This window comes from Pseudomonas sp. BF-R-24 (genome assembly GCF_019947335.1).
GTDB lineage: Bacteria > Pseudomonadota > Gammaproteobacteria > Pseudomonadales > Pseudomonadaceae > Aquipseudomonas > Aquipseudomonas jessenii.
In genome coordinates, this window is the sequence record NZ_JAGYGG010000015.1 from 78443 (window position 1) to 98985 (window position 20543).

17 protein-coding genes and 2 pseudogenes are annotated in these 20543 nt (G+C 56.3%); 13 read left to right on the top strand and 6 right to left on the bottom strand.

The genetic code is table 11. The annotated features are described in order from the left end of the window. Positions 1 to 25 precede the first annotated feature (25 nt). The 5 genes from KGA98_RS14250 to KGA98_RS14270 form a co-directional block, all read right to left on the bottom strand. Positions 26 to 1228 (bottom strand): CaiB/BaiF CoA transferase family protein, encoded by a 1203-nt coding sequence (locus KGA98_RS14250; RefSeq protein WP_223502601.1) that lies wholly within the window; start codon positions 1226 to 1228, stop codon positions 26 to 28. A 74-nt stretch (positions 1229 to 1302) separates the two neighbouring features. Further along, a complete protein-coding gene (locus KGA98_RS14255) occupies positions 1303 to 2466 on the bottom strand; it encodes an acyl-CoA dehydrogenase family protein (RefSeq protein ID WP_223502602.1) in 1164 nt (387 codons plus the stop codon). A 65-nt stretch (positions 2467 to 2531) separates the two neighbouring features. Then, on the bottom strand, positions 2532 to 3128 hold the full coding sequence (locus KGA98_RS14260; RefSeq protein WP_223502603.1) for a thiamine pyrophosphate-dependent enzyme: 597 nt from the start codon (positions 3126 to 3128) through the stop codon (positions 2532 to 2534). Then, a complete protein-coding gene (locus KGA98_RS14265) occupies positions 3116 to 3655 on the bottom strand; it encodes a thiamine pyrophosphate-binding protein (RefSeq protein WP_223502604.1) in 540 nt (179 codons plus the stop codon). The genes KGA98_RS14260 and KGA98_RS14265 overlap by 13 nt, the downstream gene beginning before the upstream one ends. A 386-nt stretch (positions 3656 to 4041) precedes the next feature. Next, complete coding sequence (locus tag KGA98_RS14270) at positions 4042 to 5418, bottom strand: MFS family transporter (protein WP_223502605.1); 1377 nt, start codon at positions 5416 to 5418, stop codon at positions 4042 to 4044. Positions 5419 to 5924: 506 nt separating this feature from the next. Between KGA98_RS14270 and KGA98_RS14275 the strand changes: the two genes are divergently transcribed. From KGA98_RS14275 to KGA98_RS14335, 13 genes and pseudogenes are all read left to right on the top strand, one after another. Beyond that, positions 5925 to 6848, top strand: coding sequence for a LysR substrate-binding domain-containing protein (locus KGA98_RS14275; protein ID WP_223502606.1), 924 nt, complete (start codon positions 5925 to 5927; stop codon positions 6846 to 6848). Positions 6849 to 6993: 145 nt separating this feature from the next. Further along, positions 6994 to 8103, top strand: a complete 1110-nt coding sequence (locus KGA98_RS14280; protein ID WP_223502638.1) for an MFS transporter — start codon at positions 6994 to 6996, stop codon at positions 8101 to 8103. Positions 8104 to 8265: 162 nt separating this feature from the next. Beyond that, positions 8266 to 8439: pseudogene (locus tag KGA98_RS14285) on the top strand (aldehyde dehydrogenase family protein); the annotation flags it as partial. Continuing rightward, positions 8420 to 8610: pseudogene (locus KGA98_RS14290) on the top strand (P1 family peptidase); the annotation flags it as partial. The pseudogenes KGA98_RS14285 and KGA98_RS14290, both read left to right, overlap by 20 nt. 112 nt (positions 8611 to 8722) lie before the next feature. Beyond that, a complete protein-coding gene (locus KGA98_RS14295) occupies positions 8723 to 9691 on the top strand; it encodes a helix-turn-helix domain-containing protein (RefSeq protein ID WP_223502607.1) in 969 nt (322 codons plus the stop codon). Positions 9692 to 9913: 222 nt separating this feature from the next. Next, positions 9914 to 11458 carry an ABC transporter substrate-binding protein gene (locus KGA98_RS14300; protein WP_223502608.1) on the top strand — a complete coding sequence of 515 codons (1545 nt, stop codon included), beginning with the start codon at positions 9914 to 9916 and terminating at the stop codon, positions 11456 to 11458. Positions 11459 to 11635: 177 nt separating this feature from the next. Next, positions 11636 to 12652: an ABC transporter permease gene (locus KGA98_RS14305; protein ID WP_056723400.1), complete on the top strand. Its 1017-nt coding sequence runs from the start codon at positions 11636 to 11638 to the stop codon at positions 12650 to 12652. After that, positions 12649 to 13533 carry an ABC transporter permease gene (locus KGA98_RS14310; RefSeq protein ID WP_223457493.1) on the top strand — a complete coding sequence of 295 codons (885 nt, stop codon included), beginning with the start codon at positions 12649 to 12651 and terminating at the stop codon, positions 13531 to 13533. Before KGA98_RS14305 ends, KGA98_RS14310 begins: the two co-directional genes overlap by 4 nt. Continuing rightward, positions 13533 to 14564, top strand: a complete 1032-nt coding sequence (locus KGA98_RS14315) for an ABC transporter ATP-binding protein (RefSeq protein WP_223502609.1) — start codon at positions 13533 to 13535, stop codon at positions 14562 to 14564. Before KGA98_RS14310 ends, KGA98_RS14315 begins: the two co-directional genes overlap by 1 nt. 24 nt (positions 14565 to 14588) lie before the next feature. Beyond that, on the top strand, positions 14589 to 15545 hold the full coding sequence (locus tag KGA98_RS14320; protein ID WP_223502610.1) for an ABC transporter ATP-binding protein: 957 nt from the start codon (positions 14589 to 14591) through the stop codon (positions 15543 to 15545). Positions 15546 to 15551: 6 nt separating this feature from the next. Beyond that, complete coding sequence (locus tag KGA98_RS14325; RefSeq protein WP_223502611.1) at positions 15552 to 16790, top strand: serine hydrolase domain-containing protein; 1239 nt, start codon at positions 15552 to 15554, stop codon at positions 16788 to 16790. Between the two features lie 247 nt (positions 16791 to 17037). Next, positions 17038 to 18219, top strand: coding sequence for a hypothetical protein (locus KGA98_RS14330; protein WP_223502612.1), 1182 nt, complete (start codon positions 17038 to 17040; stop codon positions 18217 to 18219). A 262-nt stretch (positions 18220 to 18481) separates the two neighbouring features. Beyond that, entirely contained in the window at positions 18482 to 19858 is a 1377-nt protein-coding gene (locus KGA98_RS14335) for an aspartate aminotransferase family protein (protein WP_223502613.1), read from the top strand. Here KGA98_RS14335 and KGA98_RS14340 read toward each other — a convergent pair. Then, positions 19836 to 20258 carry an aminotransferase class V-fold PLP-dependent enzyme gene (locus KGA98_RS14340; RefSeq protein ID WP_223502614.1) on the bottom strand — a complete coding sequence of 141 codons (423 nt, stop codon included), beginning with the start codon at positions 20256 to 20258 and terminating at the stop codon, positions 19836 to 19838. The genes KGA98_RS14335 and KGA98_RS14340 overlap by 23 nt on opposite strands. Positions 20259 to 20543 lie beyond the last annotated feature (285 nt).

The window sequence follows — 20543 nt, forward strand, 5'->3', positions numbered from 1 at the left end:
CAGGCTTTTTGTTTTTAGCTCAAGGCTAAATCGCCCCGGCTGCGCGCATTTGTTCAATTCGATCCGTACCTAGCCCCAGTTCCCCGAGCACCTTTTCGGTGTGTTGGCCGAGGCCCGGTACGGCATCCATACGTGGCTCGAATGCGCTGTTGCTGCCGGGAGGTACCAAGCTGGGAACGGTGCCGGCAGAGGTTTCGACTTCCCGCCAGCGATCACGCGCCTGAAGTTGCGGATGGTCCCAAACACCTTGCATGTCATTAACCCGGGCATTAGCAATTTGCGCATGCTCTAACCGATCAAACACGGCATCGAAATTGAGTGTGGAGAACGACTCAACGATGAGTGCCCGCAGCGCTTGACGGTTTTCGACGCGCTTGAAGTTGGCAGAGAAGCGTTCGTCTTTCGCCAGTTCAGGAGTCAGCAGTACCTTGTCGCAAAACAGCCGCCACTCTCGTTCGTTCTGCAACCCCAGCATGACTGTGGTGCCGTCACCGATAGGGAAGGGGCCATAGGGGTAGATCGTGGCGTGCGCGGCGCCGGCGCGAGGGGGAGGTGTAGCGCCGTCGTAGGCGTAGTACATCGGGTAGTTCATCCACTCGACCAGGCTTTCCAGCATCGACACATCGAGGTGGCTGCCTTCGCCAGTGCGTCCACGCAACAGTAAGGCAGACAGAATTCCGGTGTAGGCGTACATGCCGGCCGCGATGTCAGCAATCGAGCAACCGGCCTTGGCCATTTCTTCCTCACCCGGTCCTCCGGTGACCGATAGGAATCCGCCTTCGCTCTGGATCAATAGGTCATAGGCTTTTTTCTTTTCATACGGGCCACCTGCGCCATAGCCTGAAATGTCACAAACGATCAGGCGCGGAAACCGCTGATGCAAAGCTTCAAATGAAAGCCCCATTCGTGCTGCTGCACCCGGCGCAAGGTTCTGCACCAGGACATCAGCAGTGCCCAGCAAGCTGTCTAGCACCTCGGTGGCCGAATCCTGTTTGAGATCGAGGGTCAGGCTTTCTTTCGAACGATTGGTCCAGACGAAGTGCGAGGCAAGACCGTTGACGCGTTGGTCATAACCTCTGGCGAAGTCCCCCGTACCCGGGCGTTCGACTTTGATCACACGCGCACCAAGGTCGGCCAATTGTCGGGTGCAGAAGGGCGCTGCAATGGCATGCTCAAGGCTGACGACGGTAATGCCATCGAGCGGACGGATGCCTTTGGGTTGGCTCATGATTATTATCTCTCTTGTCATGGCTCCCCAGTCGCGCCTGCTTAAGCCGACGCACTGGGCTTTACGCTGTTCCTTTAGAAGGAGCGCGGCAGTTCAAGCAGGTGTTCGGCAACGTACGACAGGATCAGGTTGGTGGAGATGGGAGCAACCTGATACAGACGGGTTTCACGGAATTTGCGCTCGACGTCGTACTCGCAGGCAAAACCAAAACCGCCGTGGGTCTGCAAGCACGCATTGGCGGCTTCCCAAGAGGCTTTCGCCGCCAGGTACTTGGCCATGTTGGCGCTGGCCCCGGCGTTGATGCCGCTGTCGTATTCCTCGCAAGCACGCCAGCGCATCAAGTCAGCCGCTTCGATTTCAATGTGTGCTTCAGCGATGGGGAACTGAACGCCTTGGTTCTGCCCGATAGGGCGTCCGAACACGACGCGATCACGCGCATAGGCGCTGGCTTTCTCGATAAACCAGCGACCGTCGCCAATGCATTCGGCGGCGATCAGTGTGCGTTCAGCATTCAGGCCATCCAGGATGTAGCGGAAACCTTTGCCTTCCTCGCCGATGAGGCTATCGGCAGGAATTTCCAGGCTGTCGAAGAACAGCTCGTTGGTTTCGTGGTTGACCATGTTGGCAATCGGTTGCACGGTCAGGCCGTTACCGATGGCCTCACGTAGGTCGACGAGGAAGATCGACATCCCTTCGGACTTTTTCTTCACGTCGGCCAAAGGGGTAGTACGCGCTAGCAGGATCATCAGATCGGAATGCTGAACGCGTGAGATCCACACCTTCTGCCCGTTGATCACGTACTTGTCACCTTTGCGCACGGCGGTGGTCTTTATCTTTGTGGTGTCGGTACCGGTAGTGGGCTCGGTGACACCCATCGATTGCAGACGCAATTCACCGCTGGCCAGTTTCGGCAGGTAGTAGCTTTTCTGCGCCTCGCTGCCGTGACGCAGCAGGGTGAACATGTTGTACATCTGACCGTGCACGGTACCGGAATTACCGCCGCAACGGTTAACCTCTTCCAGGATCACAGAGGCCTCGGCCAACCCCAGGCCGGAGCCGCCATATTCGATCGGAATCAGCGCGGCCAACCAACCGGCGTCGGTCAGGGCCTTGACGAAGGTTTCCGGAAAGCCTTTTTCTTCGTCGACTTTGCGCCAGTAAGCCGCATCGAATTCAGCGCACAGAGCACGTACGCCTTCGCGGATGGCATTGAGTTCTTCAGAGTTACGGTCAGTCATTATTATTCTCCTCAACGCGTCACGCACGGCATCAGCCCAGCATGACGGGTCCGGGCAAAGAGCAATCAGATCGGGTTGAAACCCAAGGCGGCACGAAAGCGATTCTTGACGTAGTGACCATCGCGCGGTGGCAGCACCCGTGGCGGGTTTTCTGCTTTGATCTTGATCGTCGCGAGCTTGACGCCATCGCGGGTCGCAAAGCGCTCGCGCAGGTCATGTACGCCTTCCATGTCGCGGATCTCATCGGTCCAGTTGAAGCCGCAAGTCTTCGCCACCTGGTCCAGGGAAATACCAAAACCGGCGTGGCTGACTTGCATGCCGGTCTCACCAAAGTGACCGTTGTCCAGCACCGCGATGGTCAGGTTGGCGGGTTTTTGCAGTGCTACGGTGGCCAGCGCGCCGAATCCCATGAGCAACTCGCCGTCACCGGTGACCACCACCACTGACTTGTCTGGCTGCGCATTCGCCAGGCCCAGACCCACAGTGATCGCGCTGCCCATGGCAGCCCACAGGTAATAATTCAGATCATTGTCACCGGCAGCCATGACGTCGTAGGACGCCGAACCGAGACCCGTCACGACCAGCACGTCTTTGCGGTCGGCCAGCAAGGCCCTGACCACTTCGCGGCGGCACAGGGTGTGGTTTGCGCTTACTTGACCCATTTCTTTTCTCCAATCAGGCGCTGGCCGAGCAGCAGGGCAGTGGACGAATCACCGTTGAAGGCCATGGTAGCGGCACCGTGCAGCAGCGGGGCGACGTCTTCCGGGACGTCCGCGCGCCAGGTCATCACTTTCATCAGGTTCAGGGAGGCTTCTGTGGCCTGGCCCATCGGGTTCTGCCACGCGTTGAATTCGGCCCAGTCGCCGCGCATGGTGACCACCATCAACAGCGGAAAGCCGGCACAGACTTGAAGTGCCAGGGTATTGATGCAGTTACCGACGCCGCTGGACTGCATCAAGAGAGCGCCGCGCTCGCCGCCAAGCCATGCGCCGGCGAGATAGCCGATGCCTTCTTCTTCGGTGGTGAGGACGACGGCCTTGATGTCCGGGTCTGCATACGACATACGGATCGCCGCCGAATGGCCTGCATCCGGTACGAAGACCACGTGTTTGACGTTGTGGGCCTTGAGCACGCGAAACACGTCCTCCTGCCAATCCTGTCCCACGGTGTGTTCAGCTTCTGTTGACATGCCAATCTCCCAAGCAGTGCTGCTTTTGTGTTTTCACACATTCTGCGAGTGCCGGGAGCGAACTACGACTACCGTTTTTGTCTTTGAGATATGCCCATTTTGTATAGCTGGTTAGGGAGTTCGCGGCATGCTTGGCAAGTGCGATAGCCACGCTTTCTGGGAAGGGGGAGTGGAAATTGTAGGCCTGGTTCGGCGTTACCTTTCGTTCAAGGAGATCAATGACGTGCCTTCACCAGAAAGTTTCAGTCATGAGCAACTCCCTATGATGGTGGGGGCAGTTGAGCGTGGCTCCTTCAGCGCAGGTAGCATCCGCTACCCTGTGATGTAAAAAAGGGCCTATGGATCATCATGGGCCCTTTTAACTAACCGCAGAAATCGTCAGTGCTTCAGATCCTCGCAGCCTGCGACGTTGTGCAACCCCTCAGTCCGGTGCGTTCTTCGATTTCACCCGAACCGCTGATGTAACCATAGCGCGACAGGTTGGGCATTAGCATCGCTGCGATGAACGTGATGGATACTACGGCCGCGACGTAGAAGAAGAAATACTCCTCAATACCCTGCGACCGAAGCGACAAGGCGACGTATTCGGCGGTGCCACCGAATGCCGCGTTGCCGACGGCATAAGGAAAGCCCACACCCAATGCACGTACCGCTGGCGGGAACAGTTCAGCTTTGACGATACCGGCAATAGGGGTGTAGAGCGACGCGATTGCCAGGCCGCCAAATACCAGCAGGAACGCTGTAAATGGACTGCTGACTGATTGCAGTGAATAGAGCAGGGGAATCACCAGCAGCATCGCCAACCCGGAAAACATCAGCATGTGCGCCTTGATCCCGATACGGTCGGCGAGCAGACCGAAGAGCGGCTGGCAAAACATGAAGCCGACCAGGGCGGCAGTCATGATGAAACTCACTGTTTCCGGACTGAACCCCGCAGAGATCACCAGGAATTTCTGCATGTAGGTGGTGAAGGTGTAGAAGTACAGCGAACCGCCGATGGTGAATGCCACCACGAGGGCGACCGCGCGCTTGTGTTTGAACATGCCGCGCAGCGAGCCGGCATCTTTGCGATTCATGTCTTTTTTGGTGGCGGTTTCATGCATTGCGCGACGCAAATACACGACTACGATCGAGCTCAAGGCACCGATGAAAAAAGGAATTCTCCAGCCCCACTCCCGCAGTTCCTCGCCGGTAAGGGTTTGTTGAAGTATGACCACGGTCATCAGGGCGAGGAGTTGCCCTGCGATGATGGTGAAGTACTGGAAGGATCCATAGAAACAACGACGACCAGGTGTCGCGATTTCACTGATGTAGGTGGCACCTGTGCCGTACTCTGCGCCTACGGACAGGCCCTGAATCAGTCTGGCGACGACGAGCAAAACCGGCGCAGCCACACCAATGGTTTCATAGGTTGGCATAACGGCAATCAGCAGGGAGCCGGCGCACATCATGAATACCGAGATAATCATCGACACCTTTCGGCCGCGGGTATCAGCAATCCAGCCAAAAATCCAACCGCCGAGCGGCCGCATGAAAAAGCCGACGGCGAAGACGCCGGCGGTTGCGAGCAACTGACTGGTGGTGTCGCCTTTGGGGAAAAACGAGCTCGCAAAATAGATGGCGGTATAGGCGTAAATGAAAAAGTCGTACCACTCCACCAGATTGCCCGAGCAGGCACCCATGATGGCTCTGACACGATTCGGACTTTTCATCTGATCGGACTTTTCAGTGTGGCGTGTTGAGTCGCTGGTTGATGCAGACATTTTGTTCACCCTTGTTTCAAGGCGAGACGATACGAGGCCCACGCTGATGCGTGTCCGACGTTGCTAGCTCGATGGGTTGATGTGCTTAACGCAAGTGCTGTGACCCTTCGACGACCAAGGCACATGAAGCGGGGGGGTGTATATGAGAGATCAGCTGTTCGCTGACTGTATAAGGCGGGTCGGTCAGGTAACGAGAAAGGTAGTAAATCATGGCGGCAAGCCCTCGAATCTTATTCTTGTAGTCAGTCGATCGCTCTTGGCGTCGACGTTGATTGCACGCTACCGCAGAGTGACGAGGATAATAAACCGTCAGTCAGGTCTAACTGATATACCGAAATTCTATAGCTTGTCTTGCAGCCCCTACGGGCTGGGGGGTACAGCCGGCTAAAAAGCCATTAGGCCCCATGTGACGCGGGCCCTGTGGCATTCCATGAAACGCTAATGCGTTTACACTCATACTACTTTCGACGCATTTCGCGCCGAGTCCGACTTTGACTGGCCTGGTAATGGATGTCGTTCAACTCAAAACCTTGATTCATGTGGCCGAGCTAGGCAGTCTCAGCAAGGCCTCAGACCGGCTTCACATCGCACAACCGGCACTCAGCCGACAAATTCGAATGCTGGAAAAAGAGCTCGGCACCTACTTGTTTGATCGACATGGACGAGGCATGGAGATTACCGATTCTGGTCGCGAGGTGCTGGCGCATGCCACTCGAATCATGGAAGAAATGGAGTCCATTCGAAGTTCTGTGGTGGGCGGCAAGACCTCTTTTCGGGGAACGGTCGTCATCGGTACGACGCCGACGGTAGCGGAAATTGTCACCGTTCCTTTAGTGCGCAAAATCAAAGAGGCGCATCCGAATCTTGCCGTCAGGTTTTCCTCGGCCTTCAGCGGTTATCTGCTGGATTGGGTTCAGCGTGGCGAATTGGAACTGGCGATTTCTTACGATCCCCAACCCCTGCATACGCTGCGTATCGTGCCGGTGATGATGGAAAATCTGCTGCTGGTCGGCCCCGCCAGCGCCAACCTGCGTCTTGATACACCGGTGCCGTTCGAGTCTTTGGCTGAGCAGCCATTGGTGTTGCCAAGCGCTCGACATAGCCTTCGCGTGATTCTGGATGATTGTGCGCGTGAAGTCGGGATCAAGCTCAAGACCAGTGTCGAAGCGGATTCCTTTGGCGCGATGATTGCCTTGGTTTGCAATGGGTTCGGTTTGACCGCTTTGCCTTTGGCATCGATTTACGCCCAAATCGAAGCCGGCGTGCTCAGTGCCGCCCCCTTGGTTGACCCCATTCCCATGCGCAAACTTGTTCAGGTTTTTCCTGCCGACAGGCGTGTCAGTCCGGCTGCCAAATTCGTCGGGGATGCCTTCATCGAAATTGCTGCCGACCTGGTCAATCGTAAGATTTGGGCTGGGCACATGCTTTGAGCCAACGGATTCCTTGGCTAGATGAATCGTTCGTTTAAACGTAATTGCTCAGCTACTCACGCTATCTGCCTTTCTCACCACTGATGACATTGTCTTGAATCAACAAACGCGACTGCCTGGCGTATTCGGCATTTTTATTTTGGGGATGCTGCAGGTACTGGTCTGGGGAGGCTCGTTCTTCCTGATGGCCGTCATGGCCGATCCGATCATGAAAGAAACCGGCTGGGCCAGCCAATGGGTGTATGGCGCACTGTCTCTGAGCATTCTGGTTTCCGCGATGCTGGCGCCATTGACCAGTCGGCTGATCGCCCGCTACGGCGGTCGCCCCATCCTGGCCAGTAGCGGCCTGGGTGTCGCCATCGGATTATTTCTGATGGCCAGCTCGACCTCGTTGCCGATGTTTCTTTTGTCTTGGGCAGTGATTGGAGTTGGCATGGCGCTGGGGCTGTATGAAGCCCTGTTCGCAGCTTTAGGTTCTCTATACGGGGAGCGGGCGGGCACTGCGATTACCGGGGTCACGCTTATTTCAGGGTTCGCCACAACGCTGTCATGGCCCGCGGTGGCGCTGGTCATCGAGCACGTTGGCTGGCGCACGACGTGCGTGGCGTATGGGGTGTTATTGGTCATTGCCGTGGCACCGCTTTATCTCTGGGTGCTGGCGCGTGGCGTGGGGCCACTCGCCAAAAGCCATGCAACGGGTGATGAAAACCTCTCAATCGACCTGCGGATCTACCTGTTGCTCACGCTGATTTTTGCGTTAGGCGCAGTGATCATGACGGCGATGTCGGTCCAGCTGATTTCATTGTTGCAGGGGCAGGGTTACTCGCTTGCAGCCGCCATCGGACTGAGCGCGTTGCTGGGGCCGAGCCAGGTAGGATCACGTGTTCTACAAGTTTTTTCGCGTAAGCGACACCCGATCTGGACGACGTTGATCTCCGTGGTATTCGTGGCAATCGGTCTGCTGTTTGTGACCATCGCACCGGCAATGACTGCGCTGGGGCTGGTGATCTATGGCGCGGGTAATGGTTTGCGGGCGATCGTTCGAGGACTGCTGCCATTGGCCCTCATGTCGCCTGCCCATTATGTTTTGCTGATGGGGCGCATGGCTCGGCCTTCGCTCATAGGACAAGCCTTGACCCCCCTAGCAGGCGGTTACTTATTGCAGACCTGGGGCGCTGGCGGTGTGCTCGCGGGCCTGAGTGCGCTAGCCGTATTGAACGTGCTCTTGGTCTTGCTGCTCATTCGACTGATATGAAAGGAACAGCGCTGACCCGGTGACAGAGTCAGCCATGCACGGCCGAAGGCCCCGACACTGTGGCCGCGTTTATCGGCGAGCCGCTGATGGGCGCCGGCGGCATCATCGTTCCACCGGCCGGTTACAGGGCGGGTGCCGAACTCGTCCATGAAACCGCCTGGACTGATCTACCCCCTGATTCGCCGCCTCGACCACGCCATGGTCGCGGTCAACGGCGTCAAGTTCACCGGCCACCCGATCCCGTTCGGTGGCATGAAAGCCTCGGGGTTAGGCCGCGAAGGCGGCACCGAAGGCTTCGAAGCCTTTGTTGAAACCACGTTACGTGGTACAGGCTGACTCACCGCTCCTCTAGGCTTCGCTGCCGCATCCTGGCATGGGCTCGATCGCGTCGCATGCGTAGCCAATGATGCGCGGCTGCTGCCGCACCAATGCAGGTGTCTGGAGCAACGTGCCAACCCCGGCCTCGCCCGCACCGGTGGTGCTAATGAAGACCACAGCGGTGACATCTTGGGTAGTAATAGGGGCGAATTACAAATATGCAGCCGATGGTAATTCTACCGAGGCGTCAGGAATCGCTGGATAAGTTTGTGTATTTGTTGAGACGCTATGGTCGGGCTCGATGCTCGCGTCGATCACGGGTTGGCAATACCGAGCTTCTGCGCCACTTTCAGGCATTGTCTTGCACGGAGCTTTTGAAGCCGTAACCCCAAGCGACGATCAGTTCAGCATGTTGTCAATTCTGGCGTTAGGAATACTCTTTATGGTCAGTTCCAGTTCATCCCAGTCGATGCAAGACTTCAGTCAAAACTTGCGCCTTCTCTGCGGATATTATAAGTCGGTGGCTAAGGTGTGCCGCTCCCTTGATATCAACCGCCAGCAGTTCAACAAATACTTGGGGGCGCAAGCGACTCCCTCGTCCTTTACCCTGCGCAAGATCTGCACTTTTTTTGGGGTGGATGAGGAGGAAATATTCTCCGAGCATGAATCCTTCCGCGCTCTGCTCAACAGGCAACGCGCGGCGCGAGAGCCGGACAGTGCGGTACCAGCCGATTTTTTCCCGAGCTCCGCACAGGAGTTGTCGAAGTACCAGGGTTACTACTTTGTCTATTTGATGTCGCCTGCCGCGCCGGGGGAGGTGATCAAGTCGATTACCCGCTTGACCCGCTCCGGCGAAAAAATCCTGAGTAAAACCTACGAGCGGATGAGGCTGGGCGATGACCAGTTGAACAGTTTCGGCATCAATAAATATCGTGGGTTCTGCTTTGCCTCATCGGATCTGATTTACATCGTGGAGCGCGAGTACCTCTCGTCCCGGGGCTATATCTGGTCAGCGCTTTATCCCTCCTACCGCAGTCGTTTCCGTTTTCTCAACGGCTTGGTAATCGGCGTTTCGGGTGACAATTTTCGCCGTCCTTTTGGTGCCCATATTGTATTTGAGCACCTAGGCGAGTCGATCGACCTGCGTAACGCTCTCACCAGTTGCAGCTGTTTTCCGATTGATGCCCCTGAGATTCCCGACGAGGTGAGGTCGCGGCTGCTGGTACATCCATCAGAAGGTGAGTTCAACCTCGTCCCTCCGCTGTTTTAATCTTTTTTTAAAATTGACGCTAGGTGACGCTTTTGGGCGTCACTTGGCGTTTTTTTATTCGTGCTCGCGAAATTGAGCTGGCCGTACGGCAGATCGATAATGCCATACACCACTCAAATGTCAGTTTCGTTAACGGCCAATCACATCATCCATTCCAGTTGAATGAGTGCCTGTTTCTATAAGTGATCCGCTGCGCTCGCCATAAAAATAAGAGGAACACCGATGAAATTCAAAAGAACATTGATGGCGGGGTTGATGGCGCTGTCCATTACTGCGCCATTGACCAGTGGTCTGGTGTATGCGGCAAATAATACCTTGGTTGTCGCTGATCGAGCCTCTTTCAAGGATTGGGATCCAGCCTCGGCCTTTTCGGAGGAAGTGCGGGTACTGGGCAATATCTACGAGACACTAGTGGTATATAACGCGCCAGGCAGTGCTGAGGAGTTTTCCCCTGGGCTTGCCACGTCCTGGGAAAGCAGCGACAACGGCAAGACCTGGACCTTCAAGCTGCGGCACGGCGTTAAATTTCATGACGGTTCGGCCTTTAATGCCGCAGCGGTCAAAAAGTCCATTGATTACGTCAAGGAGCTGAAACAGGGCGCTGCATTTGTATGGAACGGTCTGGATGCCGTCGAGGCCCTCGCTGACGATACGGTAGTGCTCAAGTTTAAGAGTCCCACTCCGGCAAATCTGATCGCGGCAGGTCAGTATGCGGCTTACATCATTGCCCCGGCGGCGGTGGAGAAAGGTCATGACTGGATGATGGCTCCCAACGCCATCGGTACCGGTCCCTACAAACTTGGGCAGGTCGAACAGGGCCAACAAGTGGTGCTTGAGCGATTCGAAGGCTACTGGGGAGGTTGGAAAGAAGGGCAATTTGATCGGGTCATCGTGAAGGTCGTGTCCGAAGCCGCCACTCGTACCCAGATGATCAAAAATGGCGAGGCCGGTGTCGCTTGGGATATCCCTCTTGATCAGCTCAAGGTGTTGGGAGAGAACCCCTCCATCAAGGTGAGCACCGCGCCTTCGTGGAAGAACTTTCAATTTTTGATCAATACCCAGAAGTACCCTACGAACAACCTGGCATTTCGTCAGGCGCTGCAGTACCTCTGGGACTATGAAAGTGTCACCAAAGATATTTTGCATGGCTACGGCAGCGTTTCCAAGGGGCCTTTGCCCACCAGTATATGGGGGCATGCCAGCGTGCCTATGGCCTCTTACGATCTGGATAAAGCCCGACAATTGTTGGAAGCCTCCGGTATACCTAAGCAGGACTGGAAGGTCTCGATGCAGTACATCAGTGGCATCTATGCAAACGCTGCTGAACTATTCCAGGCCACGGCTTCTCAGGTTGGCGTTGAGGTGGAGTTACTCCCCGGCGAGTGGGGTGTGATCTGGGATAAGGCAAAGAAGCTGGATACCGCTCCCAACATGCAATCTATGGCTTGGTGGCCGACGTATCCGACACCCAGTGATTGGCTTTTCAGTGAGTTCCATACAGAAAAAACCACGCTATTCAATCTGTCTCACTACAGCAACCCAAACTTTGATCAGTTGATCGAAGAGGCGGCGGCGTTAGAGGGTATTGATCGGGCCAAGTCCACTGAAAAGTACGTGCAGGCCCAGCAGATACTGGCCAAGGACGCTCCTGCGATCTGGTACGCCGACGTGCAGCAGATACGTGTCTCCCGCAAAGACATCAAGGGTATGGAAAAGAGCCTGAATCCTGCTTATGAGGCGATTCTCTACTACAACCTGAATCGCTGAATGCTGAGTCGTCTTTGATGAAGTGGTACGTGTAATACCTGATTTGCCATGTAAATCGATAACCAGGCATTTAGTTAATTTGCCTGGTCATTCCCTCAAGGGTTAATCCGCTTTTGGGGTTTTTAGTAGGGCGTAAGAAGTCAGGGTCAAGTTTTTTAGCCACAAGGGGTATTCCAAATGGCGAAGTATATAGCTCAGCGATTGATAGTGATGTTCTTCATTCTTTTGGGAGTGTTGACCATCACCTTCGTTCTGAGCCGAGCTCTTCCGGGTTCCCCGGTAGAAATGATGCTGGGAAACCACCCCACGGTGGAGCAGATTGCCGTCGCACGGGAAAAGCTGGGGTTGGATAAGCCTCTGCCGATCCAATACTTCAATTACATCGGTGATCTTCTCCGAGGTGATTTTGGCACTAGTTTGCGCACCGGGCGGCCGGTGGTGGAGGAAGTGGTCAGGCGGGTTGGTGCGACTTTTGAACTGACATTCCTGGCGATGTTCTGGGTGGTGGTGCTAGGGGTGCCGATCGGTGTCATCTCAGCGGCGCGGCAGAACTCAGTGGTCGACAATGCGGCACGAGCGGGGTCCATCGCCGGGACGGCGTTTCCAGTTTTCATCCTGGCCATGGGCTTGCAGTTACTGTTCTACGGCAAGCTCAACTGGCTGCCCCTGCAAGGACGTATCGATGCTTCCATTCTTCTCGATAGCCCTTTTGAGCGTGTGACAGGCTTTTACCTGATCGACACTCTGCTGGCCGGTAATTTCGTAGCACTGTGGAGCGCCATCAAACACCTGACGCTACCCGTGCTCACCCTGGTCATCGTGACCTTGGCCACTGTCACCCGGATCACCCGCAACATGATGGTGGAGGTGCTATCCGAGGAGTACATCCGTACGGCCGTTTCTTACGGTGTACCCAAGTGGCGTATCCATTACGCCTATGCCCTGAAGGCGACAATGATTCCGCTCCTGACAGTGGTGGGCCTGACCTTCGGTTACCTGCTCGGTGGTGCGGTAGTGGTTGAGTTCGTTTTCGACTGGCCCGGCCTGGGCGGCTTTGTGGTGTTTTCGATTGCCCAGAATGATTTCCCCGCCGTGATGGGAGCCACCCTGGTGCTGGCCACGACGTATCTGTCGATCAACCTGATCGTTGATCTCTTGTATCACCTTGTTGATCCGAGGTTGCGAGTCCAATGAGTATCCAAGACGTATCCCTGTCCATGTCCTCGCGAGCCCCATCATGGCGTATCAAGGCCTTGGCGTTTGCCAGCGATAACAAGTTGTTTGTATTCGGCGCGCTGTTATTGCTGCTGATCATCCTGGCGGCAGTCTTCGCTCCCTGGCTTGCACCTTATGAACCGAACAAAATTGTCTTTTCCCAGAAATTGCTGGCACCCAACTGGGCCCACTGGATGGGCACCGACGAGTTTGGTCGCGACATTCTTTCACGGGTGCTTTATGGCGCACGCACCTCGCTGATCATCGGAGTGAGCGTGACTCTGATTGCGATGCTGATCGGGATTCCGATTGGGCTTGTTTCCGGTTACTTCGGTGGTCGAGTCGATACGCTGCTGATGCGTTTCTCAGATGTGTTTCTGGCCTTTCCGCCGCTGTTGTTGCCGATCGCTATAACCGCTGCGCTGGGATCGGGATTGGCCAACGCCATGTTAGCGCTCGCTGTCTCCTGGTTTCCCTGGTACGCGAGGATCATGCGCGGTGCGGTAGTACGGGTTCGTTCAGAGACCTATATCCATGCCGCCCGTTCCATGGGCGTCAGTCACTGCCGTATTTTGCTTCGTCATGTACTGCCCAATGCCACCACGCCTGTGATCGTGCAGGGCTCCATGGACTTTGGTTACACCATTCTCGCCGCTGCCTCGCTGAGCTTTATCGGGCTGGGGGCCAAGCCGCCCATGATCGAATGGGGGCTGATGGCCGCGGCGTCGCGCTCGCAGTTACTCGAGAATCCCTGGACGGTGCTGTTTCCCGGAGTGGCGATTTTTGTTCTGGTGCTGGCCGTCAACCTGGTAGGTGACGGGCTGCGCGATGTGCTTGATCCAAAGAAGGGGATGCGCTGATGATCGACGAATCCTTGCAGTATTCGACTATTGAGCGTCTCGCCGCTGCGAATAACGACGCAGCTAAAGACCTGGTGCTGGAAGTGGAAGGGCTGACGGTGTCCTTCCCTGGTTTGTTCAAGACCGTACAGGCCGTACGCGGCATCGACCTTAAGATAAGGCGCGGCGAGATCCTCGGGTTGGTGGGGGAGTCGGGCTCGGGCAAGTCAATGACGGCCATGTCCTGCCTTGGATTGATGCCTGAGGCCGCTCGGCTGGGAGGCAGTGTCAGGGTCGCCGGACAGCAGGTCAACGGCGCGTCGGCGTCGCAGCTGGCGGTTTTGCGTGGCGGTGGCGCGGCGATGATCTTCCAGAATCCGATGAAGGCGCTCAACCCGTTCTTCACCGTCGGGCGGCAGATGATCGATGTCATCGGCTGCCATCGGCAACTGAGTAAGGCAGAAATCCGCGCCGAGGCGCTGAGCTCGCTGGAAGCGGTGAGCATGCCCGACCCCTCTCTAGCGCTAGCCAAGTACCCGCACCAGATGTCTGGCGGTCAGTTGCAGCGAGTGGTGATTGCGATGGCGCTGGCCTGTCGGCCAAAACTGCTGATCGCCGATGAGCCGACCACGGCGCTGGACGTCACAGTGCAGGCGCAGATCATCGCCCTGCTGCGCAAACTGGCACGGGAACAGGACCTGGCGATTCTGTTTATCACCCACAACCTGGGGGTAGTGGCTTCGCTCTGTGACCGGGTGGCGGTGATGTATGCCGGCGAAGTGGTGGAGAGCGGTCCGGTGGGCGAGGTGTTCAAGCGACCTGCACACCCCTACACCCTGAAGTTGATGGGCACCGTGCCCAAGTTGGGGCAGGGACCCCAGCCCCTGGGCTTCATCCCGGGGCAGGTGCCGAACATGGCGGCTCCCCCGGCTGGCTGTGCCTTCAACCCACGTTGTGAACGCGCCACCGGACGCTGCAATCACGCTGCGCCTAGGGTTGTCATCGGCAAGGAGCACTGGGCAGCTTGCCACAACATATTGGTCAAGGTGTGAGGCTTCTTTGAAAGGTAAACGGCTATGAATAACAACAAACAGCCCGCACTGCTGAGCGTCAATCAGCTGCACAAGACCTACGCCAGCCGCGATGGCCTGGTGACGGCCATTGACCACATCAGCCTGGAGGTGCAGGTCGGTGAGACGGTCGCGCTGGTGGGGGAATCCGGTTGTGGCAAAAGTACGGTGGCCGCGACCTTACTCGGTCTGCTGCCAGCCGATAGTGGGCAAATTCTGGTTGAAGGTCGGCCGCTGCCCACGGATGCCAGGGAGCGGGGCAGGAGCTTGAGTATGGTGTTCCAGAACCCGTACGCCTCTCTGAACCCGAAAATGACGATCAAGGCGATTGTTGCCGAGCCGCTGAAGGTTGCCTTTGGTTTGCGCGGTAGCGCCTTGCATGCGCGCATTCTCACGCTGCTGGGAAATGTGGGGATGGGCGAGGAGCACATGGAGCGCTATCCCCATGAATTCTCCGGTGGCCAGTTGCAGCGTGTCGCTATCGCCCGGGCCCTGGCGCTGGAGTCAAAACTGCTGATCCTCGATGAGCCTACGGCGGCGCTCGACGTGTCGGTCCAGGCCCAAGTGCTGCAATTGCTCAAGACGCTGCAGACCGACAATGGCCTGAGCTACCTGTTTATCAGCCATGACCTTGCGACGGTCGAGTATCTGGCGCAGCAGGTGCTGGTGATGTACTTGGGGCGCATCGTCGAGGCCGGGCCTGTGGAGCAGGTGTTTGGCCGACCGCGTCATCCCTACACTCGTGCGCTGCTCAATTCAGTGCCCTCCATCGACCCGGAACGCCGTGACCAGTTGCAAATCCTGAGTGGCGAGATCCCCAGCCCCTTGAACCGGCCTGCCGGGTGCCACTTCGCGCCCCGTTGCCCGCGGGCCAGTGAGCGTTGTCGCCGAGAGGTGCCAGCCGAGACCCAGGATCATGGCCACCGCTTTTCTTGCCACCACCCTCTGAACGATGAGAGCTGAACCCCTATGTACAATAAAAAAGACATGACCGCCCCCGGCATTGGTTATCAGGACCTAAGTTTGATGCAGGGCTATCCGCCGCCCCGGGAAAAGCAAGTCGGCCTGCATAATTGGGACAGCCCGCCCTATAACCGCTGGTCGTTCCAGCACATGAGCCAATTGTTTCCAGTGGCCGCTATCCATCGCAGTCCCGGGCCGGTCACCGAACTCGAGCGCAACGAACGCTCACTGGACGACGTACGTTTCCAGCGGGTCGACGGCGAGCAAACCGATCTGGCGACCTTCTTGACCGATAGCTACACCGATGGTTTTTTGGTGCTTCATCAAGGCAAGGTGGTTTCGGAGCAGTATTTCAACGGTATGCAGCCGCACACGTTGCATCTGTTGCAATCGGTATCCAAGACCGTCGTCGGTAGCCTGGTCGGCAGATTGATCGGCCAGGGCAGAATCGATCCCCAAGCGCGTGTCAGCGACTATGTGCCCGAGCTTTCGGCAAGCGGTTATGGCGACGCCCGGGTACAGGATCTGCTGGATATGCGCACGGGAGTGAGATTCAGGGAGGACTACACCGATCCGGATGCTGAATTCATCCAGTTGGATATCGCCTCGGGTTGGCGTGAACGGGGAGAGCGGGAGTCACCTGACAGCATTTATGGTTTGTTGAAGTCGCTGAGTAAAGATCGTGAACATGGCCAGTTCTTTGAGTATCGCTCAGTGGATACCGACGTGTTGGCCTGGGTCTGTGAGCGGGCCTGCGGCGAGCGGCTCCCCGTCTTACTGAGCCGGGAAATCTGGTCAAGGCTGGGGGCAGAACAAGACGCGAATATCACCCTCGATTGCGTTGGAACTGCATTGGCCGATGGCGGGATGAGCGCCACGCTGCGTGATCTGGCGCGCTTTGCCCAGATGTATCTGCAGGGTGGACGTTTCAACGGCCAACAGATTGTTCCAGAGGAATTTGTGCGCGCATGCGGCCGTGGTTCCACACCGGCTTTTGAAGTTCTCTATGGCTTCTATGTCAAACACTTTCCTGGCGCCGCCTACAGCAATCAGTGCTGGGTGCTGGACAGTGAACAGGGTACCTATTCGGCGCGTGGAGTATTTGGGCAGAGTATCTATTGGGATCCGGCTTCTGAAGTGGCAATCGTAAAACTTTCCAGTTGGCCGGACTTTATCAACTCAGAGTGGACGTTGAATACCTTCCGTGCTTGTGCAGCTGTGGTTGAAGAACTGCAACGCAGCTGACGCGGGAGTGTGAATGACCGCGGCTTGTCACGCACCTCCCAGCCTTGGTGAAGAGGTGCCAGGTGTAGGCTCGGCATAGCTACACCCAGACCCGGCTGGTCACCGGCGGCTGACCCTCCCGGCCCTAACTTGGACGCTGTTTGCAGCCTTCGTTCTGGTGGGCCCTACCCCTTTCATCCAGACCGCGCTTTTGCCGTGGCCGGGATGAGTGTTGCCAACAATAAAATAAACAAGAGACGGAGCGACCATGAACTTGAACACCACCCGGGCCTTGCGCTCATTGACCGCGCTGGCGCTGTTGGGAGCCCTTTCCACCCCAACGATGGCGATCCAGGTCACCGACAACCTCAATCTCGGCGGTGCCGTCCGGGCGCGTTGGGACTATGACCCGGATCGTGACATCCAGAAGTTCAACTTCGACACCGCGATCCTCAACGCCAAGTACAACTCCGACACCTGGATCGGCGAGGCCCAATACCGTTTCTACGGTCGAGCCTACCCTTACGAGTACACAGAGAATGTCGGTGACGTCCAGTTCGCCGAATTGGCGTGGATCGGCTACAAGTTCAACCCCGACCAGCAGGTTCAAGTCGGCCTGAACCAGCTGCCGTTTGGTTTGCAGCCGTACTTCGGCAGCACGTTCTACCAAACCCTGGGCAGTGTCATAGGACTGGAAGACATCGAAGAAGTCGGTGCCAAGTACATCCAGCAAAGCGGCGACTGGAATATTCAGGCCGGTTACTACTTGCGCCCCGCCTGGCAGGGTAAAGGCACTAGCAACGGTGAAACCTACTCCACCGTGGTCTCCGAAGCGGACAGCTATGTCATCAACGGCAGCAACAACCAGGAACGCAACACAGTGGTCCTGCGGGTGGCCAAGGCGCTGGACCTGGGACCGTGGAAGTCCGAAGTCGGGATCTCCGGCCTGACCTCGTCCCTGGAGAACCGCGACACCAACAACGATGGCCGGCGCAATGCCATGGCGGTGCACTACATCGGCAAGAACGGCCCATGGGGCGTGCAACTGCAAGCCGCGCGACAGCAGATGTCCCCGCGCAACCCCGGCACCGATGAACTGGTGACTTTCGGCAGTTACGACGCCACCTTCAACGTCGCCAGTCGCGGCAACTTGTACGTGGCGGATGTTAGCTATGACGTCAGCGGCAAGTATCTGTTCGATCAGATCAGCGGTGTGAAGCTGTACGCCAACTACAGCGCCTTCGATAAATCCGCGGACGATTTCAAGACCTCGCAACGGATGATTTTCGGTACCTCGTTCTCCCTCAGCAAACTGTGGATCGCCACGGAATGGTTGTACGGCAAGAATGATCCGGTCATCGGTGGCGGCAGCCTCACCCAGAGTTTGGGGGCTGGTGGTAGTAACCAGTGGGAAAACCAGTTGTACATGAACATCGGTTATTACTTCTGATCCGGATTTTTTGGCAACAGCCCTAAAGCCCTCTTCGCGAGCGGGCTCGCCCACAGGTTTAGCGCATAACCTGTAGGCGAGCCTGAATTGGTCAAGTAAGTCCGGACACCGATTACGGTGTTTATGCCGCTTTTTGCTCCATGGCTATTGGCGACAGGTAGTTGTTGTAGCTTTGGAGCCTGGTGCGGTTGCCTGGGTATTTAATTTGGGTTTCTACACGGCCCTTGGTTTAACGAATCCTCTCTCACTTCGAGGCAAAATCATGACGGATTTGCTTGCACAAAAAGATGTTAAAAATCACCTCCATCCTTATACGGATGCTCGACTTCATGAGGCGGATGGCCCCCTCATTATTGAACGTGGAGAAGGAGTTCATGTTTATGATAATCAAAATAAGCGATACATCGAGGCGATGTCAGGGCTATGGAGTGTTGCGCTTGGTTTCAGCAACCAGCGGTTGATCGAGGCTGCCGAAAAGCAGCTACGTACACTGCCGTTCTATCATGTGTTTTCCAGTAAGGCACACCGCCCCAGCATCGAGCTCGCCGAAAAATTGGTGGAGATGGCTCCGGTGCCGATGAGCAAAGTGTTTTTCACCAACTCCGGCTCTGAGGCAAACGACACAGTAGTTAAGCTTTTGTGGTACCGGAACAATGCTCTGGGGAAGCCCGCCAAGAAAAAGTTCATCAGTCGGCAGAACGCCTATCACGGTATCACTACCGTAAGTGCGAGCCTCACTGGGCTGCCGGCAAATCAGCGCGGTTTTGACGTTCCCCTGCCGGGCTTCCTGCATGTCAGCTGCCCACACTTTTACCGATATGGTCGAGCAGGTGAAACAGAAGAACAGTTCGCCGATCGCCTCGCCCGAGAACTGGATGATCTGATCATCAAGGAAGGCCCTGAGACGGTCGCAGCGTTTTATGGCGAACCGCTGATGGGAGCGGGGGGTGTGATCATTCCGCCGAAGACCTACTGGGAAAAGATCCAGAAGGTGTGCCGCAAGCATGACGTCTTGATTGTCGCGGACGAGGTCATCTGTGGTTTCGGTCGAACCGGCAATATGTTCGGTTGCGAGACCTTTGATATCAAACCAGACGTCATGGTTGTATCCAAACAGCTGTCGTCTTCCTATCAGCCCATTGCAGCCATATTGATTAACGACGCTGTTTACCAAGACATTGCCGACCAGAGCCAGTCGATCGGCACGTTAGGGCATGGCTTCACTGGTAGCGGGCACCCGGTAGCTACTGCAGTCGCCCTGGAGAATCTTAAAGTTATCGAAGAGGAGGGCCTGGTTCAGCATGCTGCTGAAATGGGAATTATCCTTCGCAAGGGACTTCAGCAGTTTGCTGATCATCCTATGGTTGGCGAAGTTCGTGGTGTGGGGTTGATTGCTGCCGTTGAGTTGGTAGCCGACCGGCACACAAAAGAGCCTTTTGAGGCTGTTGGCAGACTCGGGCGGTATCTGTCCTCTCAGGCCCAGGAGCGTGGAATGATCAACCGAGTCATGGGAGATGCATTGGCATTCTGTCCTCCGTTGATCTCAACGGAGAAGGATATCAATGAAATCCTTGGAGTTTTTGCGGCTTCTTTGGATGCGACACAGCACTGGTACCTCAAACACACTGCACAGTATTAACGCCACTCACTAGACGCCGCCAAACCCCATTGTTGGCTTCATGATCCTGGTTGGTGACGATGACTTCGTCACCAACCTCAAGACGATTTGCGAATGCTTCGGCGAGAACATAAATGTTCTGGGAGGAGGAAGGGTCGAGATGGATTTCTTCAGCTGAAACACCCAGGTATGCCGCTAATTCCGCATGCGAGTGATCCATCTCTTCACCGCCTCGGCGTGATGCAGGATGAGCTCCGTATGGCTGCATTTTGTTCTGGTGGTAGAAGCGGTTCAGGTTGTCGATGGCGTCTTGACAGGCATAGGAGCCGCCAGCGTTATCAAAGAAAGCTTGGCCTTCGAGCGACGGCTCGGCGAACGCCGGGAACTGGCTACGATTAAACGAAAGGTGAATAGTGGACACGGTGGTACTCCGTCTAAGCAGGTAGGATCTGACGGCTCATATGCTAATGGTTGAGCCATGCATGAGGGAGGCGAAAGCACATTGAAACAAACAGCCAATGCATGAATCATGTATTTATAGCTGGAAAAATGCGTAGTTTGCGTCTCTCAAAAAAACACCATGATCCATAATCCGTATCGCAGATATGTGACGCCCGGGACACCCCTAACATGCTAGTGGTGAGACCGAGGCTCATGGTGCAGGTGCTGTGGCAAAAAATTCACTGCGGTCATCGGACATGAGACC